At 73.6% G+C, this 24,916-nt stretch carries 18 protein-coding genes; 13 read left to right on the top strand and 5 right to left on the bottom strand.

All coding sequences use genetic code 11. The features are described 5' to 3' along the window. The first annotated feature begins 114 nt into the window (after positions 1-114). From AB0J69_RS40685 to AB0J69_RS40695, 3 genes are read left to right on the top strand one after another with little or no spacing between them, the layout of a single operon-like run. Positions 115-1,269: an amidohydrolase family protein gene (locus AB0J69_RS40685; RefSeq protein ID WP_364129239.1), complete on the top strand. Its 1,155-nt coding sequence runs from the start codon at positions 115-117 to the stop codon at positions 1,267-1,269. A gap of 42 nt (positions 1,270-1,311) precedes the next feature. Beyond that, a complete protein-coding gene (locus AB0J69_RS40690; protein WP_364129242.1) occupies positions 1,312-2,676 on the top strand; it encodes a M20 family metallopeptidase in 1,365 nt (454 codons plus the stop codon). Between the two features lie 33 nt (positions 2,677-2,709). Further along, on the top strand, positions 2,710-5,484 hold the full coding sequence (locus AB0J69_RS40695; protein ID WP_364129244.1) for a glycoside hydrolase family 2 TIM barrel-domain containing protein: 2,775 nt from the start codon (positions 2,710-2,712) through the stop codon (positions 5,482-5,484). A 150-nt stretch (positions 5,485-5,634) separates the two neighbouring features. Here AB0J69_RS40695 and tuf read toward each other — a convergent pair whose 3' ends face one another. Continuing rightward, positions 5,635-6,807: an elongation factor Tu gene (gene tuf, locus AB0J69_RS40700; RefSeq protein WP_364129247.1), complete on the bottom strand. Its 1,173-nt coding sequence runs from the start codon at positions 6,805-6,807 to the stop codon at positions 5,635-5,637. Positions 6,808-7,128: 321 nt separating this feature from the next. On the opposite strand from tuf, the gene AB0J69_RS40705 reads away from it, so the two are divergent. Further along, a complete protein-coding gene (locus AB0J69_RS40705; RefSeq protein WP_364129250.1) occupies positions 7,129-9,861 on the top strand; it encodes a hypothetical protein in 2,733 nt (910 codons plus the stop codon). 211 nt (positions 9,862-10,072) lie between these two features. Here the strand turns inward: AB0J69_RS40705 and AB0J69_RS40710 are convergent, their stop codons facing one another. Further along, entirely contained in the window at positions 10,073-11,368 is a 1,296-nt protein-coding gene (locus tag AB0J69_RS40710; protein ID WP_364129253.1) for a UDP-glucose/GDP-mannose dehydrogenase family protein, read from the bottom strand. 221 nt (positions 11,369-11,589) lie between these two features. Between AB0J69_RS40710 and AB0J69_RS40715 the strand changes: the two genes are divergently transcribed. From AB0J69_RS40715 to AB0J69_RS40755, 9 genes are all read left to right on the top strand, one after another. Further along, positions 11,590-12,180 carry a DUF4240 domain-containing protein gene (locus AB0J69_RS40715; RefSeq protein WP_364129256.1) on the top strand — a complete coding sequence of 197 codons (591 nt, stop codon included), beginning with the start codon at positions 11,590-11,592 and terminating at the stop codon, positions 12,178-12,180. 134 nt (positions 12,181-12,314) lie between these two features. Continuing rightward, positions 12,315-14,183 (top strand): S9 family peptidase, encoded by a 1,869-nt coding sequence (locus tag AB0J69_RS40720; protein WP_364129259.1) that lies wholly within the window; start codon positions 12,315-12,317, stop codon positions 14,181-14,183. Further along, the gene (locus AB0J69_RS40725) at positions 14,147-15,457 is read left to right on the top strand and encodes a serine hydrolase domain-containing protein (protein ID WP_364129261.1); all 1,311 of its coding nucleotides are present in this window, start codon (positions 14,147-14,149) and stop codon (positions 15,455-15,457) included. Before AB0J69_RS40720 ends, AB0J69_RS40725 begins: the two co-directional genes overlap by 37 nt. A 49-nt stretch (positions 15,458-15,506) precedes the next feature. Next, entirely contained in the window at positions 15,507-17,093 is a 1,587-nt protein-coding gene (locus AB0J69_RS40730; RefSeq protein WP_364129264.1) for a helix-turn-helix domain-containing protein, read from the top strand. Between the two features lie 97 nt (positions 17,094-17,190). Further along, complete coding sequence (locus tag AB0J69_RS40735; protein WP_364129267.1) at positions 17,191-18,762, top strand: ABC transporter substrate-binding protein; 1,572 nt, start codon at positions 17,191-17,193, stop codon at positions 18,760-18,762. Next, positions 18,763-19,302 (top strand): ABC transporter permease, encoded by a 540-nt coding sequence (locus AB0J69_RS40740; protein ID WP_364129270.1) that lies wholly within the window; start codon positions 18,763-18,765, stop codon positions 19,300-19,302. Further along, a complete protein-coding gene (locus tag AB0J69_RS40745; protein ID WP_364129272.1) occupies positions 19,242-19,715 on the top strand; it encodes an ABC transporter permease in 474 nt (157 codons plus the stop codon). Before AB0J69_RS40740 ends, AB0J69_RS40745 begins: the two co-directional genes overlap by 61 nt. Continuing rightward, complete coding sequence (locus AB0J69_RS40750) at positions 19,715-21,589, top strand: dipeptide/oligopeptide/nickel ABC transporter permease/ATP-binding protein (protein WP_364129275.1); 1,875 nt, start codon at positions 19,715-19,717, stop codon at positions 21,587-21,589. Before AB0J69_RS40745 ends, AB0J69_RS40750 begins: the two co-directional genes overlap by 1 nt. Next, positions 21,586-22,251: an ATP-binding cassette domain-containing protein gene (locus AB0J69_RS40755; RefSeq protein WP_364129278.1), complete on the top strand. Its 666-nt coding sequence runs from the start codon at positions 21,586-21,588 to the stop codon at positions 22,249-22,251. Before AB0J69_RS40750 ends, AB0J69_RS40755 begins: the two co-directional genes overlap by 4 nt. On the opposite strand, the gene menC is transcribed toward AB0J69_RS40755, so the two are convergent. The 3 genes from menC to AB0J69_RS40770 all read right to left on the bottom strand — a co-directional run bounded on the left by menC (position 22,241) and on the right by AB0J69_RS40770 (position 24,833). Further along, positions 22,241-23,341, bottom strand: a complete 1,101-nt coding sequence (gene menC, locus AB0J69_RS40760) for an o-succinylbenzoate synthase (protein WP_364129281.1) — start codon at positions 23,339-23,341, stop codon at positions 22,241-22,243. The two genes, AB0J69_RS40755 and menC, sit on opposite strands and share 11 nt — an antisense overlap. Continuing rightward, complete coding sequence (locus AB0J69_RS40765) at positions 23,338-24,129, bottom strand: GNAT family N-acetyltransferase (RefSeq protein ID WP_364129284.1); 792 nt, start codon at positions 24,127-24,129, stop codon at positions 23,338-23,340. Before AB0J69_RS40765 ends, menC begins: the two co-directional genes overlap by 4 nt. Positions 24,130-24,278: 149 nt before the next feature. After that, entirely contained in the window at positions 24,279-24,833 is a 555-nt protein-coding gene (locus tag AB0J69_RS40770) for an acyclic terpene utilization AtuA family protein (RefSeq protein WP_364129287.1), read from the bottom strand. Between the last annotated feature and the right edge of the window lie 83 nt (positions 24,834-24,916).

Genomic DNA, 24,916 nt, shown 5'->3' on the forward strand with positions numbered 1-24,916 from the left:
CGGCCTCCGTCCCGCGGGGCCCTTCCGTGTTCGTTTCCGTGTTCGTCCCCCTGGGTCGCGGGAAGGGGGCCGGGGTACGAGGTCGTGGGAAACGTCACCGGGGGAGGATGGCCGATGTCCGTTGAGCTCGATCTCGTGCCCACCGCGCTCACCCAGGCCATCGACGAGCTGCCGCTGGTGGACCACCACGTCCACGGGGCCAGCTCGCACGACCTGTCGCGCACGGCGTTCGAGGAGCTGATCACCGAGTCCGATCGCCCGGTGCCGGAGTGGATGACCCAGTTCGACTCCCAGGTCGGGTTCGCCATCCTGCGCCACTGCGCGCCCGTGCTCGGGCTGGAGCCCTTCTGCGCGCCCGAGGAATACCTGGCCCGGCGCGCCAGGCTCGGCGCCGCCGAGGTCAACCGGCTGCTGCTCGGCGCCAGCGGCATCGGGCACTTCCTGGTCGAGACCGGCTACCGGGGCGAGGAGCTGCTCGGGCCGTCCGGGATGGCCGAGGCCAGCGGGTCGCCCGCCGACGAGGTGGTGCGGCTGGAGAGCGTGGCCGAGCAGGTGGCCGCCGCGGGGTGCCAGGCGGGCACGTTCGCCTCGCGGTTCGGGGAGGCGCTGCGGGAGCGGACGCGGACGGCGCGCGGGCTCAAGACCATCGCCGCCTACCGGTGCGGGCTCGACTTCGACCCCGCGCCGCCCTCCGCCGAGGAGGTCACCTTCGCCGCCGGGCGGTGGCTGGCCGACGGGGGCGGGCGGCTGCGCGATCCCGTGCTGGTGCGGCACATCGTCTGGGCGGGGCTGGAGCGGGGGCTGCCGCTGCAGTTCCACATCGGTTTCGGCGATCCCGACGTGGACCTGCGGCGGGCGGACCCGCTGCTGCTGCGCGGGCTGATCGAGCTGGCCGAGCCGACCGGGGTGCCGCTGGTGCTGCTGCACTGCTATCCGTACCAGCGGCAGGCGGGATTCCTGGCGCAGGCGTACCCGCACGTGTTCTTCGACGTGGGGCTGGGGGTCAGCTACACGGGGGCGCGGAGCGCGGCGCTGGTGGCGGAGAGCCTGGAGGTGGCGCCGTTCTCGAAGCTCCTCTTCTCCTCCGACGCCTTCGGGCCGGCCGAGCTGCACCACCTGGGCGCGCTGTTGTGGCGGCGGGCGATGGCGCGGGTGCTGGGCGGGTTCGTGACCGACGGGGAGTGGTCGCTCGACCAGGCGCTGCGGGTGGCCGCGATGGTGGGGGGCGGGAACGCGCGCCACGTCTACGGCCTCGGGGCCGGGGGATGAGGAGGGACGCGTTGATGGGGTCGTTTTCCTAGAGGTGGGTGGATGAACGTGGACGGGCACCGTACGGGTGCGGACGGGAACCGGGCGGACGCGGAGGAGGTGTTGCGGGCGGCGCTGAGCCGGGAACTGCCCGCCGCCGTGGCGCTGAGGCGGGAGCTGCACGCCCTGCCCCGCGTGTCGGGGCATGAGGGGCCGACGCTCAAGCAGGTGCTCGACGCGCTGCCCGGCGGGGCGGTCGAGCACGTGGCGGGCACCGGCGCCGTGCTGCGGATCGGCGGGCCGGGGCCGGCGGTGGGGGTGCGCGGGGAGCTGGACGCGCTGCCGATCGTCGAGCGCACCGGAGTGCCGTGGGCGGCCACCAACGGCGCCATGCACGCCTGCGGCCACGACGTGCACCTGGCCGCCGTGGTCGCGCTCGCCCGCGCCGTCGCCGCCGTCGCCGCCGTCGGGCCGGAGCTCGCCGTCGGCCCGGAGCCCGCCGTCGGGCCGGAGCTCGCCCCCGATCCCGAGCTCGCCACCGAGCCGGGGCCCGTCCCCGGGATCGACGCGCGGGCGGTCGCTCCGCTGCTGGTCGTGCTGCAGCCGCGCGAGGAGACCTACCCCTCCGGCGCGCTCGACGTCGTCTCCTCCGGCGTGCTCGAACGGCACCGCGTGCACGCCATGATCGGCGCCCACGTCCAGCCCGTGCTGCCCGAGGGCACCATCGCCTGCACGCCCGGTCCGGTGAACGCCTCCTCCGACGAGTTCAGGGTGACCGTGCGAGGGTCGGAGGGGCATGCCGCGTACCCGCACCTCACCCGCGACCCGGTCCTGGCCATGGCGCAGGTGATCGTGGCCGCGCAACAGCTCGTCAGCCGGGCCGCCGACCCCATGACGCCGACCGTGGTGACGTTCGGCACGGTCACCGCGGGCACCACGCCCAACGCCGTGCCCGGCGAGGCGGTGGCCAGGGGCACGCTGCGGACCATGTCGGAGGGCTGGCGCGAGCGGCTGCACCGCCGGTTCACGCAGGTGGCCGAGGACACCGCCAGCGCGTACGGGTGCGTGGCCGAGGTCGAGATCCTGCCCGGGGAGCCGATGCTGGTCAACGACCCGGCGCTGGCCGTACGCGCGGGGGACAGGCTGCGGGAGCAGGGGTGGGCGGTAACCGACGAGCTGCGGTCGTGCGGGGCCGACGACTTCGCGCGCTACGGGGACGTGGCGCCGTCGCTGATGATGTTCGTGGGCGTGGACATCGGGGACACCGCGGCCGGCCTGCACAGCCCCCGATTCCTGCCGGGCGACGCCGCCGTGGGGGCGGTGGCGGAGGCGCTGCTGGCCGGTTATCTCGCGTCGTCGAGAGCCGGGTGCACGTCCGTGCGGGACCTGCCCCCTTCCTCCCAGTACGGACACAAAACTCATCGCTGACGAAACCGCCAGGAACCTCTAGGCTCGGCGGAGATGGATCTCGAAACTTTCAGCCCCGGTTCGGGCCGACTCGAACCCAGGGCCGCACTCGATTCCGACGCGCCCGCTCTCGACCTCAACGGGACGTGGCGCTTCCGCCTCTCATCCACCGCGAACGCCCCCGAGGACTTCGCCGGGCCCGACTACGACGACGCGGCCTGGGACGACCTCCCGGTCCCGTCCCACTGGGCCCTGCACGGCCACGGCGCCCCGGCGTACACGAACGTCTCCTACCCCATCCCCATCGACCCGCCACGCGTCCCCGACGAGAACCCGACGGGCGACTACCGCCGCGCCTTCGACCTGCCCGAGGGCTGGACGGGCGGCCGGCTGCGGTTCGAGGGCGCCGAGTCCTTCGCCCGCGTCTGGCTCAACGGGCACGAGCTGGGCTTCTCGACCGGCAGCCGGCTGCCCGTCGAGTACGACGCCGGTCCGCACCTGAGGCCGGGCCGCAACGTGCTGGCCGTGCGCGTGCACCAGTGGTCGGCCGCCACATACCTGGAGGACCAGGACATGTGGTGGCTGCCCGGCATCTTCCGCGACGTCTCGCTCACCCGCTCCACCGCCGACGTCTTCGTGCGCGCCTCCTACGAGGACGGGCGCGGCACGCTGAGCTTCGACGGCCCCGGCACGCTGAGCGTCCCCGAACTCGGCGTCGAGGGGCTGGAGCCGGGCACGGAGGTCACGGTCGAGGTCGAGCCGTGGACGGCGGAGACGCCGCGCCTGTACGACGCGGTGGTGACCGCGCCGGAGGAGACGGTACGCCTGCGCGTCGGCTTCCGCACGATCTCCATCGTGGACGGCGTGCTTCTGGCCAACGGCCGCCCGCTGCTGCTCAAGGGCGTCAACCGGCACGAGTTCCACCCCGAGCACGGCCGCGCTGTGCCGTACGCGACGATGCGCGAGGACGTGCTGCTGATGAAGCGGCACAACGTCAACGCCGTCAGGACCAGCCACTACCCGCCGCACCCCGCCTTCCTCGACCTGTGCGACGAGCTGGGCCTGTGGGTGATCGACGAGTGCGACCTGGAGACCCACGGCTTCGGCCAGGTCGGCTGGCGGGCCAACCCCACCGACGACCCCCGCTACGCCGACGCGCTGCTCGACCGCATGCGCCGCATGGTCGAACGCGACAAGAACCACCCCAGCGTCATCATGTGGTCGCTCGGCAACGAGGCCGGCGTCGGCCGGAACCTGGCCGTCATGGCGGACTGGACGCGCGAGCGCGACCCGTCCAGGCCGCTGCACTACGAGGGCGACTGGTCGTGCGAGCACACCGACGTCTACTCCCGCATGTACGCCTCCCACGCCGAGGTCGAGGCCATCGGCCGGCACGAGGAGGACCCGCTCGAAGACGCCCGGCTGGACGAGCGGCGGCGCGGGATGCCGTTCCTGCAGTGCGAGTACGCCCACGCCATGGGCAACGGGCCCGGCGGGCTGGCCGAGTACCAGGAGCTGTTCGAGCGCTATCCGCGCCTGGCCGGCGGGTTCATCTGGGAGTGGATCGACCACGGGCTGGCGCATCCCGAGTACGGGTACGCCTACGGCGGCGACTACGGCGAGCCCGTGCACGACGGGAACTTCGTGATCGACGGGCTCGTGTTCCCCGACCGCACGCCGTCGCCCGGCCTGATTGACCTGAAGAAGGTGTTCGAGCCGGTCAGGTTCGAGTTCGGCGACGGGTTCGTGCGGGTCGTCAACGGCTACGGCTTCACGGACCTGTCCCACCTGCGGTTCGTGGCCACCGTGCAGGTGGAGGGCGAGACGGTCGCCGAGCACCGCCTCGACGTGCCCGCGGGCGGCGGCGAGTGCAAGCTGCCCGACACCGCGGCCGGGCCGATCGGCGAGTGCTGGCTGACCGTACGCGCGGAGCTGGCCGCCGACCAGCCCTGGGCGGAGGCGGGGCACGAGGTGGCGTGGGGGCAGGCCATGCTGGCCCGGCCCGAGTCCCGGCGGGTGGACACCCTGCTGGCGTTCGCCCGTGCCGGCGGCGAGCTGACCGCGGGCGACTGCGCGTTCGACGCGGTGACGGGGCGGCTCGTCCGGCTGTTCGGGCGGGAGGTGGACGGGCCCCGGCTCGACCTGTGGCGGGCCCCGACCGACAACGACCGCTACGGCGGCCTCGAGGCCACGTGGCGCGCGCTCGGCCTGCACCGGCTCACCCAGCGGGTGGACGACGTCTCCCTGGACGACGGGCTGACCGTGCGGACCCGGGTCGCGCCCGCGGCCACCGACCTCGGGATGTGGGCGACGTACCGGTGGACCTTCGACGGCGGGCTGCGGCTGCTGCTGGACGTCGAGCCGGACGGCGAGTGGCGCGACCCGATCCCGCGGATCGGGGTCACGATGTCGCTGCCGGGCAGCGCGGTGGACCGGGTGACGTGGTTCGGGTCGGGGCCCGGGGAGGCGTACCCGGACACGGGCATGGCCGCCCGCACCGGCCGGTGGTCGGCCACGGTCGAGGAGTTGCAGACGCCGTACGTCTACCCCCAGGAGAACGGGCACCGCGCCGACGTGCGGTGGGCCGAGCTGGGCGGGTTCAGGGTGTCCGGGGAGCCCACGTTCGGGCTGACCGCGCGCCGGTGGAGCACCGCCGAGCTGGCCGCCGCCCGCCACCGGCCCGACCTGGTGCCGGGGGAGCGGCTGCACCTCCACCTGGACCTCGCCCACCAGGGCATCGGCACGGCGACGTGCGGCCCGGGCGCGCTGCCGGGCTACAACCTGATGGCACGACGGGCGACACTCCGGCTCCGCTTCGACCCGGCGTGACCCCGAAGGGCCGGGCCCCACGCGGACGTGGGACCCGGCCCTCGGCGTTCGGTGCGTCGAGACCTTCCCGCGATCTTCGGTGCGTCGAGACCTTCCCGCACCTTCGCGCACCTATCAGCGGCCTTCCAGCGGCCTTCCGGCACGGCCTTTTCAGTTGGGGACGGTGAGGACGGTGCCGGCGCCGACCGTGAGGCCGCCCTCACGGATGGCGAACCCGAGCCCCGGCTCGAGCGCGACCGCCTTGCCCAGCGCGACCGCCACCTCGACCGTGTCACCCGGCCGGGCGCTCTCGCCGTCGGGCAGGACGAGCTCCCCCGGCACGTCCGTCGTGCGCAGGTAGAACTGCGGCCGGTACCCGGACGCGATCGGCCGGCGCCGCCCGCCCTCCTCCGGAGTCAGGAGGTAGACGCGGGCGGTGAACGACCCGAGAGCCCGCTGGCTGCCCGGCTCGGCCAGCACCATGCCCCGCCGTACCTGCTCGCGGCGAACCCCGCGCAGCAGCACGGCGGCGTTGTCGCCGGCCTCGCCCTGCTCCATCGTCTTGCCGAACGTCTCCACCCCCGTCACGACGGCGGAGAACCCGTCACCGAACCCGACCACCTCGACCGTGTCGCCGACCCGGACCGTGCCGCGCTCGATGGCGCCGGTCACGACCGTGCCGCGGCCGGTGACCGTCAGCACGTTCTCGACCGGCATGAGGAACGGCGCGTCCACGTACCGCACGGGCACGGGGATGTGCTCGTCCACCGCCTGGAGCAGCGCCTCGACCGACGCCGTCCAGACCGGGTCGCCCTCCAGCGCCCGCAGCCCGGACACCCGGACCATCGGGACGTCGCGGTAACCGTGCTCGGCGAGCAGGTCCTGCAGCTCCAGCTCGACCAGGTCGGTCAGCTCCGGGTCGGCGCCGTCGGCCTTGTTGACGGCCACGACCAGGTGCTCGACGCCGACCCGCTTGGCGAGCAGCACGTGCTCCCTGGTCTGCGGCATGATCCCGTCGTGCGCGGACACGACCAGGATCGCGCCGTCGAGCTGCGCCGCCCCCGTGATCATGTTCTTCACGTAGTCGGCGTGGCCCGGCATGTCCACGTGGGCGTAGTGCCTGGTGGCGGTCTCGTACTCGACGTGCGAGATGTTGATCGTGATCCCCCTGGAGGCCTCCTCCGGGGTCCGGTCGATCCGCTCGAACGGCGTGTACGTGGCCTGCCCGCGCGCGGCCAGCACCTTCGTGATGGCGGCCGTCAGCGTGGTCTTGCCGTGGTCGACGTGGCCCATGGTGCCGATGTTGAGATGCGGCTTGTTCCGTACGTAGGCCTGCTTGGCCATGGTTCCTTCCCTCGAACCTGAAGTGGATGCGTGACCCGTCAGGGCCGGTCAACCTCCCCCCGCCGGGTCACTTCAGGACTTACGGGAAGAGGTCAGCGCTCCAGGCCGTCGCAGGCACGCCCGAACGCGCCCGGCAGTGCGGGCGTCGCGGGGTGAGCGTGCAGGAACATGAGGAACATAGTGCGGGCATCAGCATCCGACCGCAACGAATTATTCCGCGCCCCGAAAAGCTCCCGACGTTGATCGTCTGTCGGAGCCTTCCCCTAGGCTTTCTGCCGGTCACGCAGGCAGGCCGGGACAGATGGGGAAGGACGACGACGGATGACGACCGCCGCCCTCGACGGCATCGACGACATCGACTGGGGCTCCCTCGAGCACGCGTACGGCTCGGCGGAGGACGTGCCGCAGACCCTGCGGGACGCCGTCGGCGAGGACGACGGGGTGGCGGAGGAGGCGATCGACGAGCTGTTCGGCAGCGTCTTCCACCAGGGCACGCTGTACCGTGCGACGCCGTGGGCGGTGCCCTTCATCGCCCGGCTCGCCGCCGACCCGGGCACCCGCCGGCGCCATCGGCTCGTCCACCTGCTCGGCGCGATCGCCTCGACCGACGACGCGGCCCCCGAGGTGCTGGATGACGTGAGCGCGGCCCTGGCCCGCGAGACGGGGCGGCTGCTGCCGCTGCTCGACGACCCCGACGCCGAGCTCCGGCACGCCGCCACCTACCTGCTGGGCAACCTGCCCCGCGAGTCGGCGGCCGAGGTGATGCCGGCGCTGCGGGCACGGCGCTCGCGTGAGAGCTCGCCGTACGTGCTGGCGGGCCTGCTCGCCGCCGCCGCCCGCCTCGACCCGCCGGACAGCGCCGCCTGGCTCACCACCGAGCTGGCACCGGATCGGGCGTCCGCGGGCGGGGCCGGTGGACCGGCGCCTGGCCGGCCGTCCGCGGGCGGGGATGACGTGCCCCCCTTGGAAGGGCCGCGGGCGGGCGGGGCTGCCGAGGCCGCTGTGGACGGGTCGTTCGCGGGCGGAGACGACGAGGCCGCCATGGACGGGCCGTCCCCGGTTCGGAACGGTGAATCGATGCCCGACCAGCGGGCCGCCGTCCGGGCCGGCGCGTTGTGGGCCATCGCCGACGCCGGGCTCCCGTGGCCGGACACGACCTCCGAGCTGCTCGTCGGCTACTGGTCGCACGGGGAGCAGCCGCTGAAGGGCTGGGTGTGGTCGGACGACCCCTTCGGTGAGATCGTCTCTCACCTCGGCGGCCCAGCGTTCATCGAGGTCTGCGGCGCGCTGCTGGAGCGGGGGACCGCCGAGGCCGCCCGCGCCGCCGTCGACGTGGCCTACGACCGATGCGCGCGGTCGCGCTCGGCCCGCGCGGAGCTGGCGCCCCTGCTGACCGCCGCCGTCGGCCACCCCGACCTCACCGTCCGCACCGCCGCCGTGGCGGCGGTCAGGGACCTTTCGGCAGCCGCACCAGCGACCGCCGACATCCTCGCCACCTACGTCACCACCCGCACGCCCACACCCCGCACCGATCCGGCCCCTGCCCAGGATGCGGCCTCCACTCGGGACGCGACCCTTGCCCGGCATCCGGCCCCTGCCCAGGGTCCGCCCTTCGCCCGGGATGCGGCTCCCACTCGGGGTGCGGCTCCCACTCGGGGTGCGGCTCCCACTCGGGGTGCGGCGCCTGCCCGGGATGCGGCCCCTGCCGAGAATCCGGCCTACGCCCCGGATGCGGCCTCTGCCCAGGACGTGGCTCCTCTCCAGGATGCGCCCTTCGCCCAGCACGCGGCTCCCGCCCGGGACGCAGCCTCCACCCAGAACGCGGCCCCGCACTCGGCATCGACCCTGCACCCGGCACCGACCCCGCTCTTGGCGTCGTCCCAGTCCTCGGCGTCGATCCCGGACCCGGGTCCGGTCTGGGGGGATCCGAACACAGACCAGGCGCGGCTGTTCAATGCGTCCCTGGAGATCCTGATCTCGCTCGGCGATTCGCGCTGGCGTGAGCCGTTCATGGCCGCGCTCGTCGCGGGCCGGGCCGACTCCGACCTCCTGAACCTGCTCATCGACACCGGTGTCCCCTGCGACCCCGCTCTGCTCGGCGCGGTGCGGCGGCGGCTGGCGGCGTTGCCGTCCGAGCAGCCCGGCGAAGGCGGGGGCTACGACACGCTCCTCAGCAGGACCCTGTGGCACAACGAACTGAACGCCCTGACCAGGCTGCTGCACCGCTGGGGCCCGGACGCGGCCGCCGCGGTGCCCGAGCTCACGCCGCTCATCGCGGACGACCGCTGGTGGGCCGTACGCGCGCTCGCCGAGATCGGCCCCGCGGCCGGGACGGCGGTACCCGCCCTGACCCGAGTCCGCGACGCCCCGGAGGCGTCCTGGAGGCAGCGCCTCGAATGCGCGCAGGCCCTCGCCGCGATCACCGGTGACCCAGGCCGGCTGGCCGCCTGCATCGCCGAGGCCGCCGCAGGCGGTGAGCCCGTGCCGGCCGCGCAGGCGGCGCTGCGTCACGGCCTGCCCCTGGACGGCCTGCTTCCCGCGTTACGAGACCTCGCCACCGGCCCGGGAGACGACCACCACGCCGTCGAGGCCCGCGTCGAGGCGGCCCGGCTGCTGCTGCGGGCGGGGGAGACCGCCGTACCGCTCCGGGTCGCCGCCGACACGCTCGACGGCGGCGGGCGCGTGGCCGCCGGGGCCGAGCTCGCCGGCCTGATCGGCCCGGCCGCCGCGGAACTCGTTCCACGGCTGCGGGCCCTGCTCGACGACCCGTACAACTTCGACGCCGCGGCGCTGGCCATCCGCCGCGTGACCGGCGAGGCCGCGCCGCTCGTCGACGCCGTACGCAGGGAGCTCGCCCGGCTGGGCGCCGGGCCGTGGCTCGCCGAGCCGCTGCGCGAGCTGGCCACCGACGCCGCCCCACTCCTGCCCGAGCTACGCGAGCAGGCGTACGGCGACGCCCCCGCATCGCGCTTCGGCACCTACGGCCGGCAGGTGCGCGAGGACGACGAGGCACGCGCCGAGCTCCTCACCGCATTGGCACTGCTGGAGACCTGACGAGGACCCGGCGCGCAGGGTCACGGCCGTTCGGCGCCTGCCGGTCACGGACATCCGGCGCGCAGAGTGATGGACACCCGGTGCCCATGGTCACGGGTCGGCGGCGTCGGGGTTCAGACGTCGGGCGTCGGGGGTCCGATGTCGGGGGTCCGACGTCAGGGGTCGGGCATCGGAGGTCAGGGGTCGGGCGCCAGGGGTCGGGCGCCGGGGGTCACGGGCGTCCGACGCTCATGTACGTGAAGCCCAGCCCCCGCATCTCCGCCGGATCCAGCAGGTTGCGCCCGTCGAACAGCACCGGGCGGCGCATCACCGACGCCGCGTGCGCCCAGTCGACGTCCTTGAGCTGCGGCCACTCGGTGACCACGATCGCCGCGTCCGCGCCTTCGAGCGCCAGCTCCGGTGTCGCGTGCCGGGTCGTGGACGTCCACGGCTCCGTCTCGGCCGGCCGGGCCATCGGGTCCCAGCACCGTACTTCAGCGCCCTCGGCCAGCAGCCGGCCGGCCAGCACCGTGCTCGTCGCCTCGCGCATGTCGTCCGTGCCCGGCTTGAACGTCAGCCCGAGCAGCGCCACCCGCATGCCCGTCAGCGTGCCCAGCTCGTCCTTGAGCTGCTGGATGGCGCGGCGCTTCTGCAGGTTGTTGACCTCGATCACGGCCGACAGGAGCTGCAGGTGATAGCCGGTGTTGCTGGCCAGCTGGCGCAGCGCCTCGGAGTCCTTCGGGAAGCAGGAGCCGCCCCAGCCGATGCCCGGGCGCAGGAAGTGGGGGCCGAGGCGGTGGTCGAGACCGACGGCGCGGGCGACCTCCTCGACGTCGGCGCCGGTCTTCTCGCACAGGGTGGCGATCTCGTTGATGAAGCTGATTTTCGTGGCGAGCAGGGCGTTGGAGGCGAGCTTGACCATCTCGGCCGAGCGTACGTCCATCACGACGACCGGGCCGTCCACGCCGTCGTGCAGCTCGGCGATCAGCTGGGCGGTCGCCTCGTCGGCCGCGCCGATGACGATGCGGTCGGGGTTCAGGAAGTCGGAGACCGCCCGTCCCTCGGCGGTGAACTCGGGGTTGGCGGCGTACCCGACGTGGGCCAGGCCCGCCTCGTCCAGCGCGGTCCGCACCCGGGCGCCGGTGCCCACCGGAACGGTCGACTTCACCACGACCGCCTTGAGCTGGGTGGCGCCCTCCAGGGACCTGACGACCGACCAGATCCGCGACAGGTCCGCGTCGCCGGAGGCGGACGGCGGGGTGTCGACGCACACGTACGCGATCTCGGCGCCGTCCAGGGTCTCCCGCAGGTCCGTGGTGAAGGTCAGGCGCTCCTTGTTCCTGGCGATCATGTCGCCGAGGCCCGGCTCGTAGATCGGCACGTCGCCGGACCGCAGAAGGGCGACCTTCTCGGGATTGATGTCCCGGACCACCACCCGGTGACCGAGCTCGGCGAGGCAGGCACCGGTCACCAGACCGATGTACCCGGCACCGAACACGGCCACCTGCCGTTCCGGCTTGCCAACCATGGCTGACCATCCATTCTCGCGGGCGCCCGTCAGGCGTCCCGCTTGCTCGGGAAGCTGAGTTGCCGAAACCGGCGGAGGATCATCACCCTACTGTCCTCCCCGTTATTGTCCTCGCCCCGCCACCACCCCGATCCCCGGGTACCGCCTCGCGGCCCCCGTCCGATCGCCCCACCCCGACCGGCCCTGTGCGCGCTCGCCCGGCCCTGCCATGATCGCTGCTCATGGATACCGATGAGTTCTGGCGCCTGATAGAGCAATCCGGGCGCGAAACGGGTGGGAAGAAGGCGCGCGCGGCATGGCTTCAAGATGTGCTGGAACAACGCTCCGCCAAGGACGTCATCGATTTCGCGTCGCACATGATCGCGGCCCGGCGCCGAGTGGACACGTGGTTGATGTGGGGTGCCATGCGTGCTCTGTTCGGGTTCGGCTCCGACGACGGCTTCTGGTACTTCCACATGTGGCTCGTGGGCCTGGGACGTGAGGTCTTCGAACGGGTGGCCGGTGACCCGGACGCCCTGGTCGACGTGCCGGAAGTGCAGCGCCTGGTGGCCATGGAGCATCGTGGACCCTCATGGACGAACGACGACTGGCCGCAGTTCGAGATCTTGGACTACGTGGCCGGTGGAGCCTGGGAACGAGTGACAGGAAAGGACCGCGAAAGCTTCTCCGACGCTCTGCGGGAACGTGGCCATGAATTGCGGTCATTGCCCTGCCCCGGCGACGAGGACTGGGAGTTGGACGACGAGGAAGAATCGGCTCGAAGACTGCCACGAATCAACTGTTACATGCGCGAGCTGTACGGCCGGTCCTGAATCGCGGGAGCCCTGCCGTTGCCGCTGAGCTCCTTGGGAGCCGTCGGGGTGGTTGGTGGGGGGACACAACGGGGGCGGTGGTGTTCGTCGGGGAGACCGAAGCAGGGCGGGTGGCGGTGGCCTACGGTTCGGGTATGCCACGTCTCTCCCTGGACGATCTCTACCGTTTCGCCGTACCGTCCGATCCCGTGCTGCGGCCCGATGGAGGTGCGGTCGCGTACACGCTCACCACCGTCGATCGGGATGCCGATGAGAACCGCGCGGAGATCTGGCTCGCCGCGCCCGGCGCGCCGCCGCGGCGGCTGGCCGAGGGGAGCGCGCCCCGGTGGTCGCCGGACGGGAAGCGGCTGGCGTTCCTGCGGGCCGTGGACGGTAAGCCGCAGCTCCATCTGCTGCCCATGGACGGCGGCGAGCCGGTCGTGGTCACCGAGGCGCCGCTCGGCGCCGGCGCGGCCCGGTGGTCGCCGGACGGGGCCCGCATCGCCTACGCCGGTCCGGTCGGATCCGGTGGGGAGGCGCCTGATCCGCATGCGCCCGTCGTGGCCGAGCGGCTCGACCACAAGGCCGACGGGGCCGGGTTGCTGCGCGGGATCACCACGCACCTGTTCGTGGTGGACGTCGAGTCCCGGGAGGCCGTGCGGGTCACCGAGGGGGACTTCCACGCGGGGGAGCCGTCGTGGTCGCCGGACGGGAAGCGGCTGGCGTTCGTGGCGAGCATGGCGCCCGACGGCGACCTCGAGGCCGAAGGGGCCGTGTACGCCGTGCCGGTCGCGGGTGGGACGCCCGAGCGGCTGACCGGCCCGGAGATCATCTGTACCGGCGTGTGGTGGACGGGCGATGACGAGCGGCTGATCGTGGCGGGGCTGAAGGGCGGTCCCGTCGGGCACACGCGGCTGTTCACCCTGGCGTCCGGCGGCCTGGCCGAGGTGGAGACGGGGCTCGATCGCAACGTGATGACGGGGCATCCGGGCTACCCGGGCGCCTCCCCGGCGCTGCTCGGCGATGACCTGCTGTTCTGCGTGCGTGACCGGGGCTCGACGCACCTCTACCGGGCGCCGGCCCACAGGCTCGTCCCCGAGGACGTCAGCGTGTCGGGGGTGAGCGTGGCGGCCGGGCGGGTCGCGTACGTGGCCGCGACCGCGCACAGCGCCGGCGAGGTCTACCTGCTGGAGCCCGGCGAGCAGGCCCCGCGCCGGCTCACGGAGCACGCCCTCCCGGACGTGGAGCTGTACATGCCCGTCCGCCGCACCTTCACCGCCCCCGACGGCACCGAGGTCGAGGGCTTCGTCCTGCGCGACGAGAGCGCCACCGCCCCCGGCCCGCTGCTCCTGGACGTCCACGGCGGCCCGCACAACGCCTGGGCCCCCGTGCTCGACGGCTTCCACCTCTACCACCAGGCCCTGGCCGCCCGCGGCTGGACCGTGCTCGCCCTCAACCCCCGCGCCAGCGACGGCTACGGCGAGGACTTCTACACCGCCGCCGTGGGCGCCTGGGGCCTGGCCGACGGGCAGGACTTCCTCGCCGCCGTCGACGACCTGGTGGCCGACGGGATCGCCGATCCCGAGCGGCTGGCCGTCACCGGCTACAGCTACGGCGGCTACATGACGTGCTGGCTGACCGCCGCGACGGACCGGTTCAAGGCGGCGGTCGCGGGCGGCTCCGTCACCGACCTGACCAGCATGTCCGGCACCTCCGACATGGGATTCGCGCTCAAGGCGTACGAGTGCCCGGGCGACCTGGCCGCCCAGTCCCCGATCACCCGCGTCCCCGAGGTCACCGCCCCCACCCTCATCCTGCACGGCGAGAGCGACGACCGGTGCCCGGTCGGCCAGGCCGAGCAGTGGTTCGCCGCGCTGCGCGAGCGGCGGGTGCCCGTCCGGCTCGTCCGCTACCCGGGGGCCTCCCACCTGTTCATCCTGAACGGCCGGCCCTCACACCGGTACGACTACAACGAAAGGATCATCGCGTGGCTGGAGCAATGGGTCAGCGGCTCCCCGAGCTGATCGCCGAGTACGAGGTGCCCGGAGCGGCGCTGGCGTACCTGCACGAGGGAGAGCTGCACGAGTTCGCCGCCGGCACCCTCAACACCGCCACCGGCGTCGACTCCACCCCCGACTCGCTCTACCAGATCGGCTCGATCACCAAGGTGTGGACCGCCACGCTGCTCATGCTCCAGATCGAGCGGGGCAGGCTCGGGCTCGACACCCCCGTGGCGGAGGTGCTGCCGGACTTCAAGGTGGCCGACCCCGAGGTGACCAAGACCGTCACGATCAGGCACCTCCTCACCCACACCAGCGGCATCGACGGAGACCTGTTCCTCGACACCGGTCGTGGCGACGACTGCGTCCAGAAGTACGTGGAGGCGTGCGCCGATCTCGTCCAGAACCATCCGCTGGGCGTCACCCAGTCCTACTGCAACTCCGGCTTCACCATCGCCGGCCGCGTCCTGGAGGTGCTGGCCGGCAAGCGCTGGGACGACGTCCTCCAGGAGGACATCGTCGAGCCGCTCGGCCTCACCCACACCTGGACCCTGCCCGAGGACGTGCTGCGCTTCCGTGCCGCCATGGGCCACGTGGAGGGCGGGCCCGCCCCGATGTGGGGGCTCATGCGCTCCGCGGGGCCGGCCGGGCTGATCTGCGCGCGCCCGGCCGACGTGGTGGCCTTCGCCCGGGCCCACCTGGAGGGCGGGCTGCTCGCCGACCCTCAGGCGATGTGGGAGCCGCAGGTGGAGATCCCCAACCCGTACGCGCTGGGCCGCCAGTGGGGCATCGGCTGGATCCTGGACGAATGGGACGGCCAGCGCGTCATCTCCCACGGCGGCAACACCATCGGCCAGCACGCCATGCTCTGGGCCGTGCCCGGCACCGGCACCATCGCCTGCGTCACCACCAACGGCGGCCACTCCGGCTCCTTCACCCGCGCCGTGGCCACCGAGCTGTTCAAGGAGCTCGACGGCCTGACCGTGCCGCCCACGCTGGGCCCGCCCGAGACGCCGGTCGAGGTGGACGCCGGCCGCTACGCCGGCGTGTACGAGCGCGCCGGCGCCCGGATGACGGTGTCGCTGCGCGACGGGGAGCCGTGGCTGCGCATGGAGGCCACGGGCGCGCTGGCCGACCTGCACAAGCCGCAGGAGAGCCGGCTCGTCGCGGTGGACGACACCACGTTCGTCTTCAGGTCGCCGGAAGACCCCGACTGGATGTCCGCCGTGTTCTACGAGCTGCCCGACGGCTCCCCGTACGTGCACCTGGGCGCCCGCGCGACCCCGAAGACCGGGTGAGACGATTCCACCGGCTGCCGTGGGATGTGCCGTGGAATATCGTGAGCGGATGAGAAACCGCCCGCGCGCCAGTCTCGGGCGGATCCTCCACGACCTCGGCACCACCGTGCTCGACGTGGCCGCCTCGCCCGGTGAGCTCGACGCCGAGGTGACCGGCGTGCACGTCTACGACCCCCTCGACGAGCTGATCGTGCCCTCGGGCGCGATCCTGCTCGCCGTCGGGGTGCAGGGCGCCGGCGAGATCTGCGCCCTGCTCGACCGGGTGCCGCACGCCTCCGGCGTCGTGGTGAAGCTGCCGGTGGACGTGGACGAGCGGGTGCGCGCCGCGGTGCTGGAGACCGGCGTGGCCGTGCTCGGCCTCACCAGGGCCGCCTCCTGGGCGCAGGTGGCCGCGCTGCTGCGGTCCCTGCTGGCCGAGGGCGAGCTGGCCGAGCCGGACGAGGAGGGCGCGCACGGCGACCTGTTCTCCCTCGCCAACGCCGTCTGCGCGCTGCTCGACGCGCCCGTCACGATCGAGGACAGGTCCTCGCGGGTGCTGGCCTTCTCGGGGCGGCAGGACGAGACCGACCCGGGCCGCGTGGAGACCGTGCTCGGCCGCCAGGTGCCCGAGCGCTACCTGCGCCAGCTCGAGGAGCAGGGCGCCTTCAAGCGGCTCTACCAGAGCCACGAGCCGATCCACATCGAGCTCGACGACGAGACCATCGTCAACCGGGCCGCCATGGCGGTGCGGGTCGGCGACGAGATCCTCGGCTCCATCTGGGCGGTCGTGCGCGAGCCGCTCAGCTCGCAGCGGCAGCGCGCGCTCGCCGACGCGGCCAAGATCGTGGCGCTGCAGCTCCTGCGCGAGCGGGCCGGCGCCGACACCCAGCGGCGGCTGCGCGCCGACCTGCTGTCCACGGTGCTGGCCGGGGGCGCGGACGCCGCCGAGGCGGCCGGCCGGCTCGGCATCGCGACCACCCGCCTGTGCGTGCTGGCCGCCCAGCTCGCCGGCGTGCCCGCCGACCCGGCGCAGGGCGAGAACGACCGGCAGCGCTTCTGCGACGCGCTCGCGCTGCACGTCGGCGCCATCCACCCGAAGGCCGCGGCGGCGCTGGTCGGCTCCGTCGCGTACGCGGTGCTGCCGCTGGCCGCCGGCGGCGACGAGGAGGCGCGGGCCGTACGGGTGGCCGAGAGCTTCCTGGCCAGGGTCGGGCCCCGGCACGCCGCCAACATCGGCGTCGGCCGCCTCGCGCTCAGCCTCGCCCAGGTGGCCCGGTCCCGGGCCGACGCCGACCGGGCCCTGCGTGTGCTGCGCAACCGGGGCACCGCCGGGCAGGCCGCCGGCTACGCCGAGGTGCACTTCGAGTCGCTCCTGCTCCAGGTCGCCGACGTGGCCGCGGCCGAGGAGCAGGCGCCCACCGGGCCCTACCAGCGGCTGCTCGACCATGACGCCGAGCACGGGACGGAGCTGGCCGCCACGCTGGGGGCGTACCTGGACGCGTTCGGGGACGTCAACCTGGCCGCCGCCCGCGTGCACGTGCACGCCAACACCTTCCGCTACCGGCTCAAGCGCCTGGTCGAGATCAGCGGCCTGGACCTGGCGGACCCCGACGCCCGGCTCACCGTCATGCTGCAGATGCGGATCTTCGGCCGGTAGGACGAGGCGGCCCGGCTTTTTCGTGATCGGCCACGAAGAAGCGGCACCTGACAGCGGCGAAGGTGGTGCTCTCCCCCCACGCTCGTCTGGAGTACCCATGAGAACACCACAAGCCGCGGCGCTCACCGCACTCGCCCTGCTCGCGGCCGCCTGCGGAGGAGCGGGAGGAGGTGGCGAGCCGGCCGGGGGCGGCACGTTCACCTACGCGCTCCCCTCCGACCCGGGCGTGCTCGACCCCGCCACGGGCGTCCTGAACGTCACCCTCACCACGCTCTCGCTGGCCTACGACACCCTGGTCGGCGTCACGGCCGACGGCAAGATCGTGCCAGGCCTGGCGGAGAAATGGACGGTCGAGCCCGACAAGGTCACCTTCAACCTGCGCAAGGGCGCCACCTGCTCCGACGGCGCGCCGGTCACGCCCTCCGACGTGGCCGCCAGCGTCAACCACATCGCCGACCCGGCGACCAAGTCGCCCATCTACGGCGTGCTGGTGCCCACCGGCATGAAGGCCGCGGCCGACGACGCGGCCGGCACGGTGACGCTGTCCATGCCGAACCCGTTCAGCTTCATCCTGGACAGCGCCCGCATGATCTACGTCGTGTGCGGCAAGGGCGTCAAGGACCGCTCCCTGCTGGCCCGCGGCACCTCCGGCAGCGGCCCCTACAGGCTCACGGAGGCGGTGCCGGGCGACCACTACACGTTCAAGGCCCGCAGGGAGTACGCCTGGGGCCCGTCCGGCGGCACCGCCAAGGACGTGCCGGAGACCGTGGTGCTGAAGGTCGTGCCGAACGAGCAGACCGCTGCCAACCTCCTCGTCTCCGGCACCATCCACGGCGCCACCATCTACGGCCCCGACCGCAGCCGCCTGGAGGCCGCCCCCGGGCTCACCAAGGAGGTCATCCCGGTCGCCAACGGCCAGTTCTTCTACCACCAGGGCGACGACCGGCCCACCCGCGACCCCGTCGTGCGCAAGGCGCTCACCCAGGCCATCGACCTGAAGGAGCTGGCCGGGATCGCCTCCAGCGGCACCGGCAAGCCCCCCACGGGCCTCGTCCTGCACCCGCGCCCCTGCCAGGGCGACACCGTCACCGGGCACGTGCCCGCCCACGACCCGGCGGCCGCCGCCGCGGCGCTCGACGCGGCGGGCTGGAAGGCGGGTCCCGACGGCGTGCGGGTCAAGGACGGCAAGCGGCTGACCCTGCGCTTGCTGTACGCGACCACCCGGGGCGCCGGGACGCAGGCCGCCGCCGAGTACCTGGCCGCCGCCTGGAAGAAGGCCGGCGCCGAGGTGAAGCTGAACGGCGCCATCGACACCAAGCTGTCGGAGTCGCTGAACGCCACCCAGGACTGGGACGTCGTCTGGCTGCCCATCGGCGTCACGCTGCCCAGCCAGCTCGTCGGCTTCCTGTCCGGCCCGGCCGCGCCCAAGGGCGCCAACTTCGCGCACCTGGCCAACAAGAAGTACGACTCCCTTGTCGCCGAGGCCACGCTGAAGCCGGCCGCCGAGGGCTGCGCGCAATGGCTGGCGGCCGAGTCGGCGCTGTTCGAGAGCGCGGACCTGGTGCCGGTGGTCGAGACGACGGTGGTGCAGGCCGCCAAGGGGGCCACGTACCAGATGGTCGCCGGGCTGTTCGCGCCCACCTCGATCCGCCTCGCGCAGGGAGGCTGAATGGCCGGTCGTGCAGGCGTGCGGCGGGTGATGCGGCGGGTGATGCGGTTCGTGGTGTCGCTGGCCGTGCTCATGGCGGTCTCGTTCGCGATGATCCACCTCATCCCGGGCGACCCGGTACGTGCCGCGCTGGGGCCCGCCGCGCCCGTGGAGCTGGTCGAGGCGCGCCGGACGGCGCTCGGCCTCGACCGGCCGCTGCCGGAGCAGCTCTTCACGTACGCCACCAACGTCCTATCCGGAAATTTCGGGACCTCGTTCCTGACGGGGGAGCCCGTCGGGGAGGTCATCCAGACCCGCCTGCCGAACACCCTGACGCTCGCCCTGCTCGCCACGGCCCTGTCCCTGCTGGTGGCCGTCCCCCTGGGCATGTGGGCCGCCGTGCGCACCGAGAACGGCCGCAACCGCGGCACCGAGCTCACCTTCAGCGCCACGACCGGCACCGCCGTGGCCGTGCCCGAGTTCTGTACGCCATCGGTCTCGTGGCCGTCTTCGCCATCGGGCTCGGCTGGTTCCCGCCGGCGGGCAAGGCGGGGGCGATGACGTACGTGCTGCCCGTGCTGGCCCTCGCGGCCGGCCCGGCCGCCATGATCGCCCGCATCTCGCGCGTCGAGACGCTGCGCGAGCTGGGCAAGGACTACGTCCGGCTGGCCCGGGCCAAGCGCCTGCCCGCCGCCCGGCTGCACCTGCGGCACGTGCTGCCCAACACGCTGACGGCCACCCTGACCGTCGGCGGGCTGCTGCTGACCTCGCTCATCGCCGGCGGGGTGCTGGTCGAGTACGTCTTCGCCTGGCCGGGACTCGGACTGAAGATCGTCGAGTCGATCACCCAGAAGGACTATCCGGTGGCCCAGGGCGTGATCCTGGTCTACGGGGCGATCGTGCTGGTGGGGAACCTGGCCGTCGACCTGACGCTGGGCGCCCTCGACCCGACGTCCGCGATCAAGGAGGCCTGATGACCCTGCTCGGAAACAGGGTGCGGACCACGGGCCGCCCGCGCGCGAACGGGCCGGGGGCGCGCGGCCGGTTGCGCAGGAACGCGCCCGGGGTGGCCGGGGCCGTCATCGTGGTGGGCATGGCGATCCTGGCCGTGGTGGGGCCGATCTTCTGGGGCGCGGCCGCCGAGCGCATCGACGCCGCCGCCATCCTCCAGGGCGCCTCGCCCGAGCACCCGCTCGGCACCGACAACCTGGGCCGCGACCTGCTGGCCAGGGTCCTGGTGGCGGGCCGTTACTCGCTCCTGCTGGCCCTGGCGGCCACGCTCATCGGCGCCGTCGCCGGCGTCGTGCTGGGCACGCTGCCCTCGGTGCTGCCCAGGCGCGCCGCCCGGCTGGCCACCGGCACGGTCAACGCCCTGGTGGCCTTCCCCGGGCTGTTGCTCGCGATGTTCACGGCGGTCGTCGCCGGGCTCGGCGCGCGTGGCGCGGTGCTCGGCATCGGGGCGGCGATCGCGCCCGGCTTCGCCCGCCTCACCCAGACGCTGGCCGCCACCGTCGCGGGGGCCGACTACGTCGCCGCCGCCCGCATGCTCGGCGTGCCCCGCCGCCGCATCCTGACCAGGCACGTGCTGCCCAACATCGCCGAGCCGCTCATCCTCAACCTCACCCAGGCGCTCGGCGGCGCGCTGCTCGGCCTGGCCGGGATGTCGTTCCTGGGGCTCGGGGTGCAGCCGCCGGAGTTCGACTGGGGGCGGGTGTTGTTCGACGGGTTCCCGCGCATCTACGTCACGCCCGAGGCGGTGCTCGGTCCCGCCGCCGCGATCGCGCTCGCCGGCATCGGCTTCAACCTGCTGGGCGACGCCCTGGCCAGGGTCGCCGCGCGGGCTCCCGTACCGGGAAGCGAGCGTGGGCGGCGGGCCGGGCCCGTTACGGAGGACGCCCCCGACCCGGACGCGGTGCTGGAGGTGCGGGACCTGAGCGTCACGTTCCCCGGCGGCGTCATCCCGGTGCGGGAGCTGTCGCTCACTGTGGCGCCCGGCGAGATCGTCGGGCTGGTGGGCGAGTCCGGCAGCGGCAAGAGCCTGACCGCCGGCGCCATCGGCGGGCTCGTGCCCTATCCGGGGGCCGTCACGTACGCGGCGCTCCGCCTGGGCGGCAGGGACGTCGCCACGCTGTCCGACCGCGAGCTCGGCACCGCGCTCGCCATGGTGTTCCAGGACCCGCTGGCCGCGCTCAACCCGGCGCTCAAGGTGGGCGGGCAGCTCGCCGAGGTGGCCATCGTGCACCAGGGCGCGAGCCGCGCCGAGGCCCGCCGCCGCGCCGTGGACCGGCTCGGCCACGTCCACCTGCCGGAGCCCGAGAGACGGGCCGCGCAGCACCCGCACGAGCTGTCCGGCGGCATGCGGCAGCGTGCCGTGATCGCGATGGGCCTCATGGGCACGCCGCGCCTGATCGTCGCCGACGAGCCCACGACCGCCCTGGACGTGACCGTGCAGCGGCAGATCCTGCGGCTGCTGCGCGAGGTGGTCGAGGAGACGGGCGCGGCGAGCCTGTTCATCTCGCACGACATCGCCGTCGTGGGGGAGCTGTGCGACCGGGTCGTGGTCATGTACGCCGGGCGCGTGGTGGAGGAGCTGCCCGCCGACCGGCTCGCCGCCGGGGCCGCGCACCCGTACACGAAGGCGCTGATCGCCTCCCTGCCCGACCTCGACACCGACCGCTCCCTGCCGCTGGCCGGCATCCCCGGCACCCAGCCGGCGCCCGCGCAGGTCGGCTCCGGCTGCGCCTTCGCCCCCCGCTGCGCCCTGGCCACCGACCGGTGCCGGGACGAGCGCCCCGAACTCGTCGCCCACGGCCCCGCCCAGCGGGTCGCCTGCTGGGAGGTCAAATGATCATCAAGAACCTGAGCGTGCGCTTCGGCGCCTTCACCGCCGTGGACGACGTCACCCTGGAGATCCCCGACGGCAGCGTCGTCGGGCTCGTCGGCGAGTCGGGGTCCGGCAAGTCGTCGCTGGCCCGGGCGGTGTGCGGGCTCGTCCCCCACACCGGCACCGTGGAGGGCGCCCGCCGCGTGCAGATGGTGTTCCAGGACCCGTACGCTTCGCTCGACCCCCGCATGACCGTCGCCCAGACCATCGCGGAGGGCGCCGGCGCCGGCGAGGTGGAGCGGCTGCTCGGCCTCGTCCGGTTGCCCGCCGAGCTGGCCGGCCGCTACCCGCGCGAGCTGTCGGGCGGGCAGCGCCAGCGCGTCGCGATCGCCCGCGCCCTCGGCGGCGACCCCGGGCTGCTGGTCGCCGACGAGATCACCAGCTCGCTCGACGTGTCCGTGCAGGGCGCGGTGCTCAACCTGGTGCGCGGGCTGCGCGACGAGCTGGGGCTGGCGATGCTGTTCATCTCGCACAACCTGGCCGTGGTCAGGTATGTCGCCGACGTGGTGGCCGTCATGCACCACGGCCGGCTGGTCGAGGTCGGGCCCACCGAGCAGGTCGTCGGCGAGCCCGCGCACGACTACACCCGCGCCCTGCTGGCCGCGGTGCCCAGGCTCAGAGGGTGATCCACTCCGTCGAGGTCGTCACCTCGTCGAGCACGGACGGGATCGGCTCGACCCCCAGGCCCGGCCCGGCCGGCACCTCCAGGTGCCCGTCCACCAGCTCGAACGGCTCGGTGATGTCGGTCGCGTAGTAGCGCCGCGACCCGGAGGTGTCGCCGGGCAGCGTGAAGCCCGGCAGGGCGGCCAGCGCCACGTTCGCCGCCCGGCCGAGCCCCGTCTCCAGCATGCCGCCGCACCACACCGCGATCCCGTTCGCCCGGCACAGGTCGTGGATGCGGCGGGCCTCCAGGTAGCCGCCGATCCGGCCCGGCTTGATGTTGACGATCGAGCACGAGCCGAGCGCGATCGCGGCGGCGGCGTGCTCGGCCGACTCGATCGACTCGTCCAGGCAGATCGGCGTCTTCAGCTGCGTGGCCAGCTTGGCGTGCTGGACCAGGTCGTCGTTGGCCAGCGGCTGCTCGATCAGCAGCAGGTCGAACGCGTCCAGCCGGGCCAGGCGGCGGGCGTCGGTCAGCGAGTAGGCGGCGTTCGCGTCCACCTGGAGCAGCACGTCGTCGCCGAACCGCTCGCGCACGGCCCGGACCGGCTCGACGTCCCAGCCGGGCTCGATCTTCAGCTTGATGCGGACGTACCCCTCCTCCAGGTAGCCCCCCACGGCGTCCAGGAGCTGCGGGACCGAGTCCATGATGCCGACCGACACCCCGCACGGCACCCGCGGCCGGGCGGCGCCGAGGAAGCGGCCGAACGACTCGCCCGCCGCCCTGAGCTGGGCGTCCAGCACCGCCGTCTCCAGCGCCGCCTTGGCCATACGGTGGCCCTTGATCGGCTCCAGGGCCCGGCCCACGTCATGCACGTCGAGGGTCTTCGGCAGTGCGGGCAGCAGGAAACGCCGGATCACCTCGGCGGCGCCCTCGACGTACTCGGAGGAGTAGAGCGGCTCGGACATGGCCACGCACTCGCCCCAGCCCTCGGCGTCCGGCGTCACGACCCTGACCAGCAGGACGTCGCGGGACGTCTCGGTGCCGAACGAGGTACGGAACGGCGCCACGAGCGGCATCGCGATCCGGCGCAGCTCTACTCCAGTGATCTTCACATCTTCTCCACTACGTAGTACGACTTCCCGGCGAACCCCGTGACCCGGCGGCCCTCCGCCATCAAACCGCCCAGCACATCACGTACGGCGTGCCGCCACGCCTTGCCCGTCCCCGGGTCGGCGCGGCGCAGCGCCTCGATGTCGGCCGGCACCGCGACCAGCACGGTCCCGGCGTCCGCCACCCCCGGGACCGTCACCGGCCGCCCGCCCTCGTCGGCCAGCGCCACCACCGCGTCATCGGGGACCGGCGCGACGCGCGGCTCCCGCCGCGCCAGCGCCTCCACGTGCGGCGCGGTCAGCGGCCAGGAGGCGAGCACCCGGTCGGACTCGTCACCCTGGTTGATCGCGTCCTCCATGACGCCGTAGAAGCACGGCAGGTATTCCAGCGGCCGGGCGCCCAGCTTGGCCAGGTTGAAGTGCGCGTTGCGGCGGACCAGGGGGTCGTAGGTCCAGGTGATCCGCTCCAGCCCGCGCGCGAGGGCCCAGCGGCGCTGGTGCTGCTTGAGCTGGAACCCGATGCCGCGGCCGGCCAGCGTGCCGGTGACGTGCGAGTGCAGGGCGCCTCCCGTCGCCAGGAAGCCGGCCGAGGCACCCACCAGGCGCTCGCCGTCGAAGGCGCCGGCCACGTAGCCGCCCGCGTGCGCGAGCGCCCGCATCAGCTCCAGGGTGATGGGCGGGTCGCCGGCGCCGAAGTGCCAGATGCCGTCGAACAGCGCGTAGACCCGTTCGAGCTCCGCCAGCTCGTGGAGCTCCCTGACCTCGATCAACGTGCCAACCCTTCCCCTCACGGACATCCCATGGCGACGGTATGCCATCGCCGGTCGCCGGGATTCGTCCGGGACCACCAAGAGGGCGGCGGTCTTTCGTAGCATCGCCTCACCGCCTGCGGGGGAGGTTGTCACCCGTACGCGTCCCGCGGGCGGCGGCGCGTACGGGCTCAGCGGGATCCGGCGCGCAGGGCGATGCGGATCCGGCTGGGCGCCTCCTGGCTCAGGCGTACGGACTCCAGCGGCACCGTGACCTCCGGCGTGCGGTAGCGGCCACCCGGGAAGCGGGCCGCCAGGCGCGCGCGCACGGCCGCGGCGGTCACGTGGCCGTCGAGCGAGCTGCGGCCGTCGCGCCAGATCTCCACCGAGCACGGGCCCGCCTGCGCCGCCATCGCCAGCCCCGCAACGGTCGCCCCCGCCAGCGCCCCGACGTCGCCCCGCGTCCAGCCGTAGTGCCACATCCCCGCCGCCACCACGGGCGCGGCCGGGCAGCAGCCGGGAGCGGTGAGCACCACGTCCAGCCCCTGGCACAGCAGCTCGGCGATCTCCTCGGCGCCCTGTGCGGGCAGGGCGCCGACGCGCAGCCCGGGGAGCTCCGGCACCCGGCCGCCCGTCCCGTAAATGAGCTTGATGCCCGTCGCGAGGGCTCCAGGGCCGCTGTCGTGCCAGCCGCAGGCGACGACATCGACCGACTCGGCAGACCTCCATGTGCCGATGCGCAGCATGTTGGTTGACTACCCTTTGCCGCGAACCATCACACACCGTTACCCGCGAAGCGCGGGCAGCTCGGGCACAGCCGGAGGCGACC

This window comes from Nonomuraea sp. NPDC049709 (genome assembly GCF_040674815.1).
Taxonomy (GTDB): Bacteria; Actinomycetota; Actinomycetes; order Streptosporangiales; family Streptosporangiaceae; genus Nonomuraea.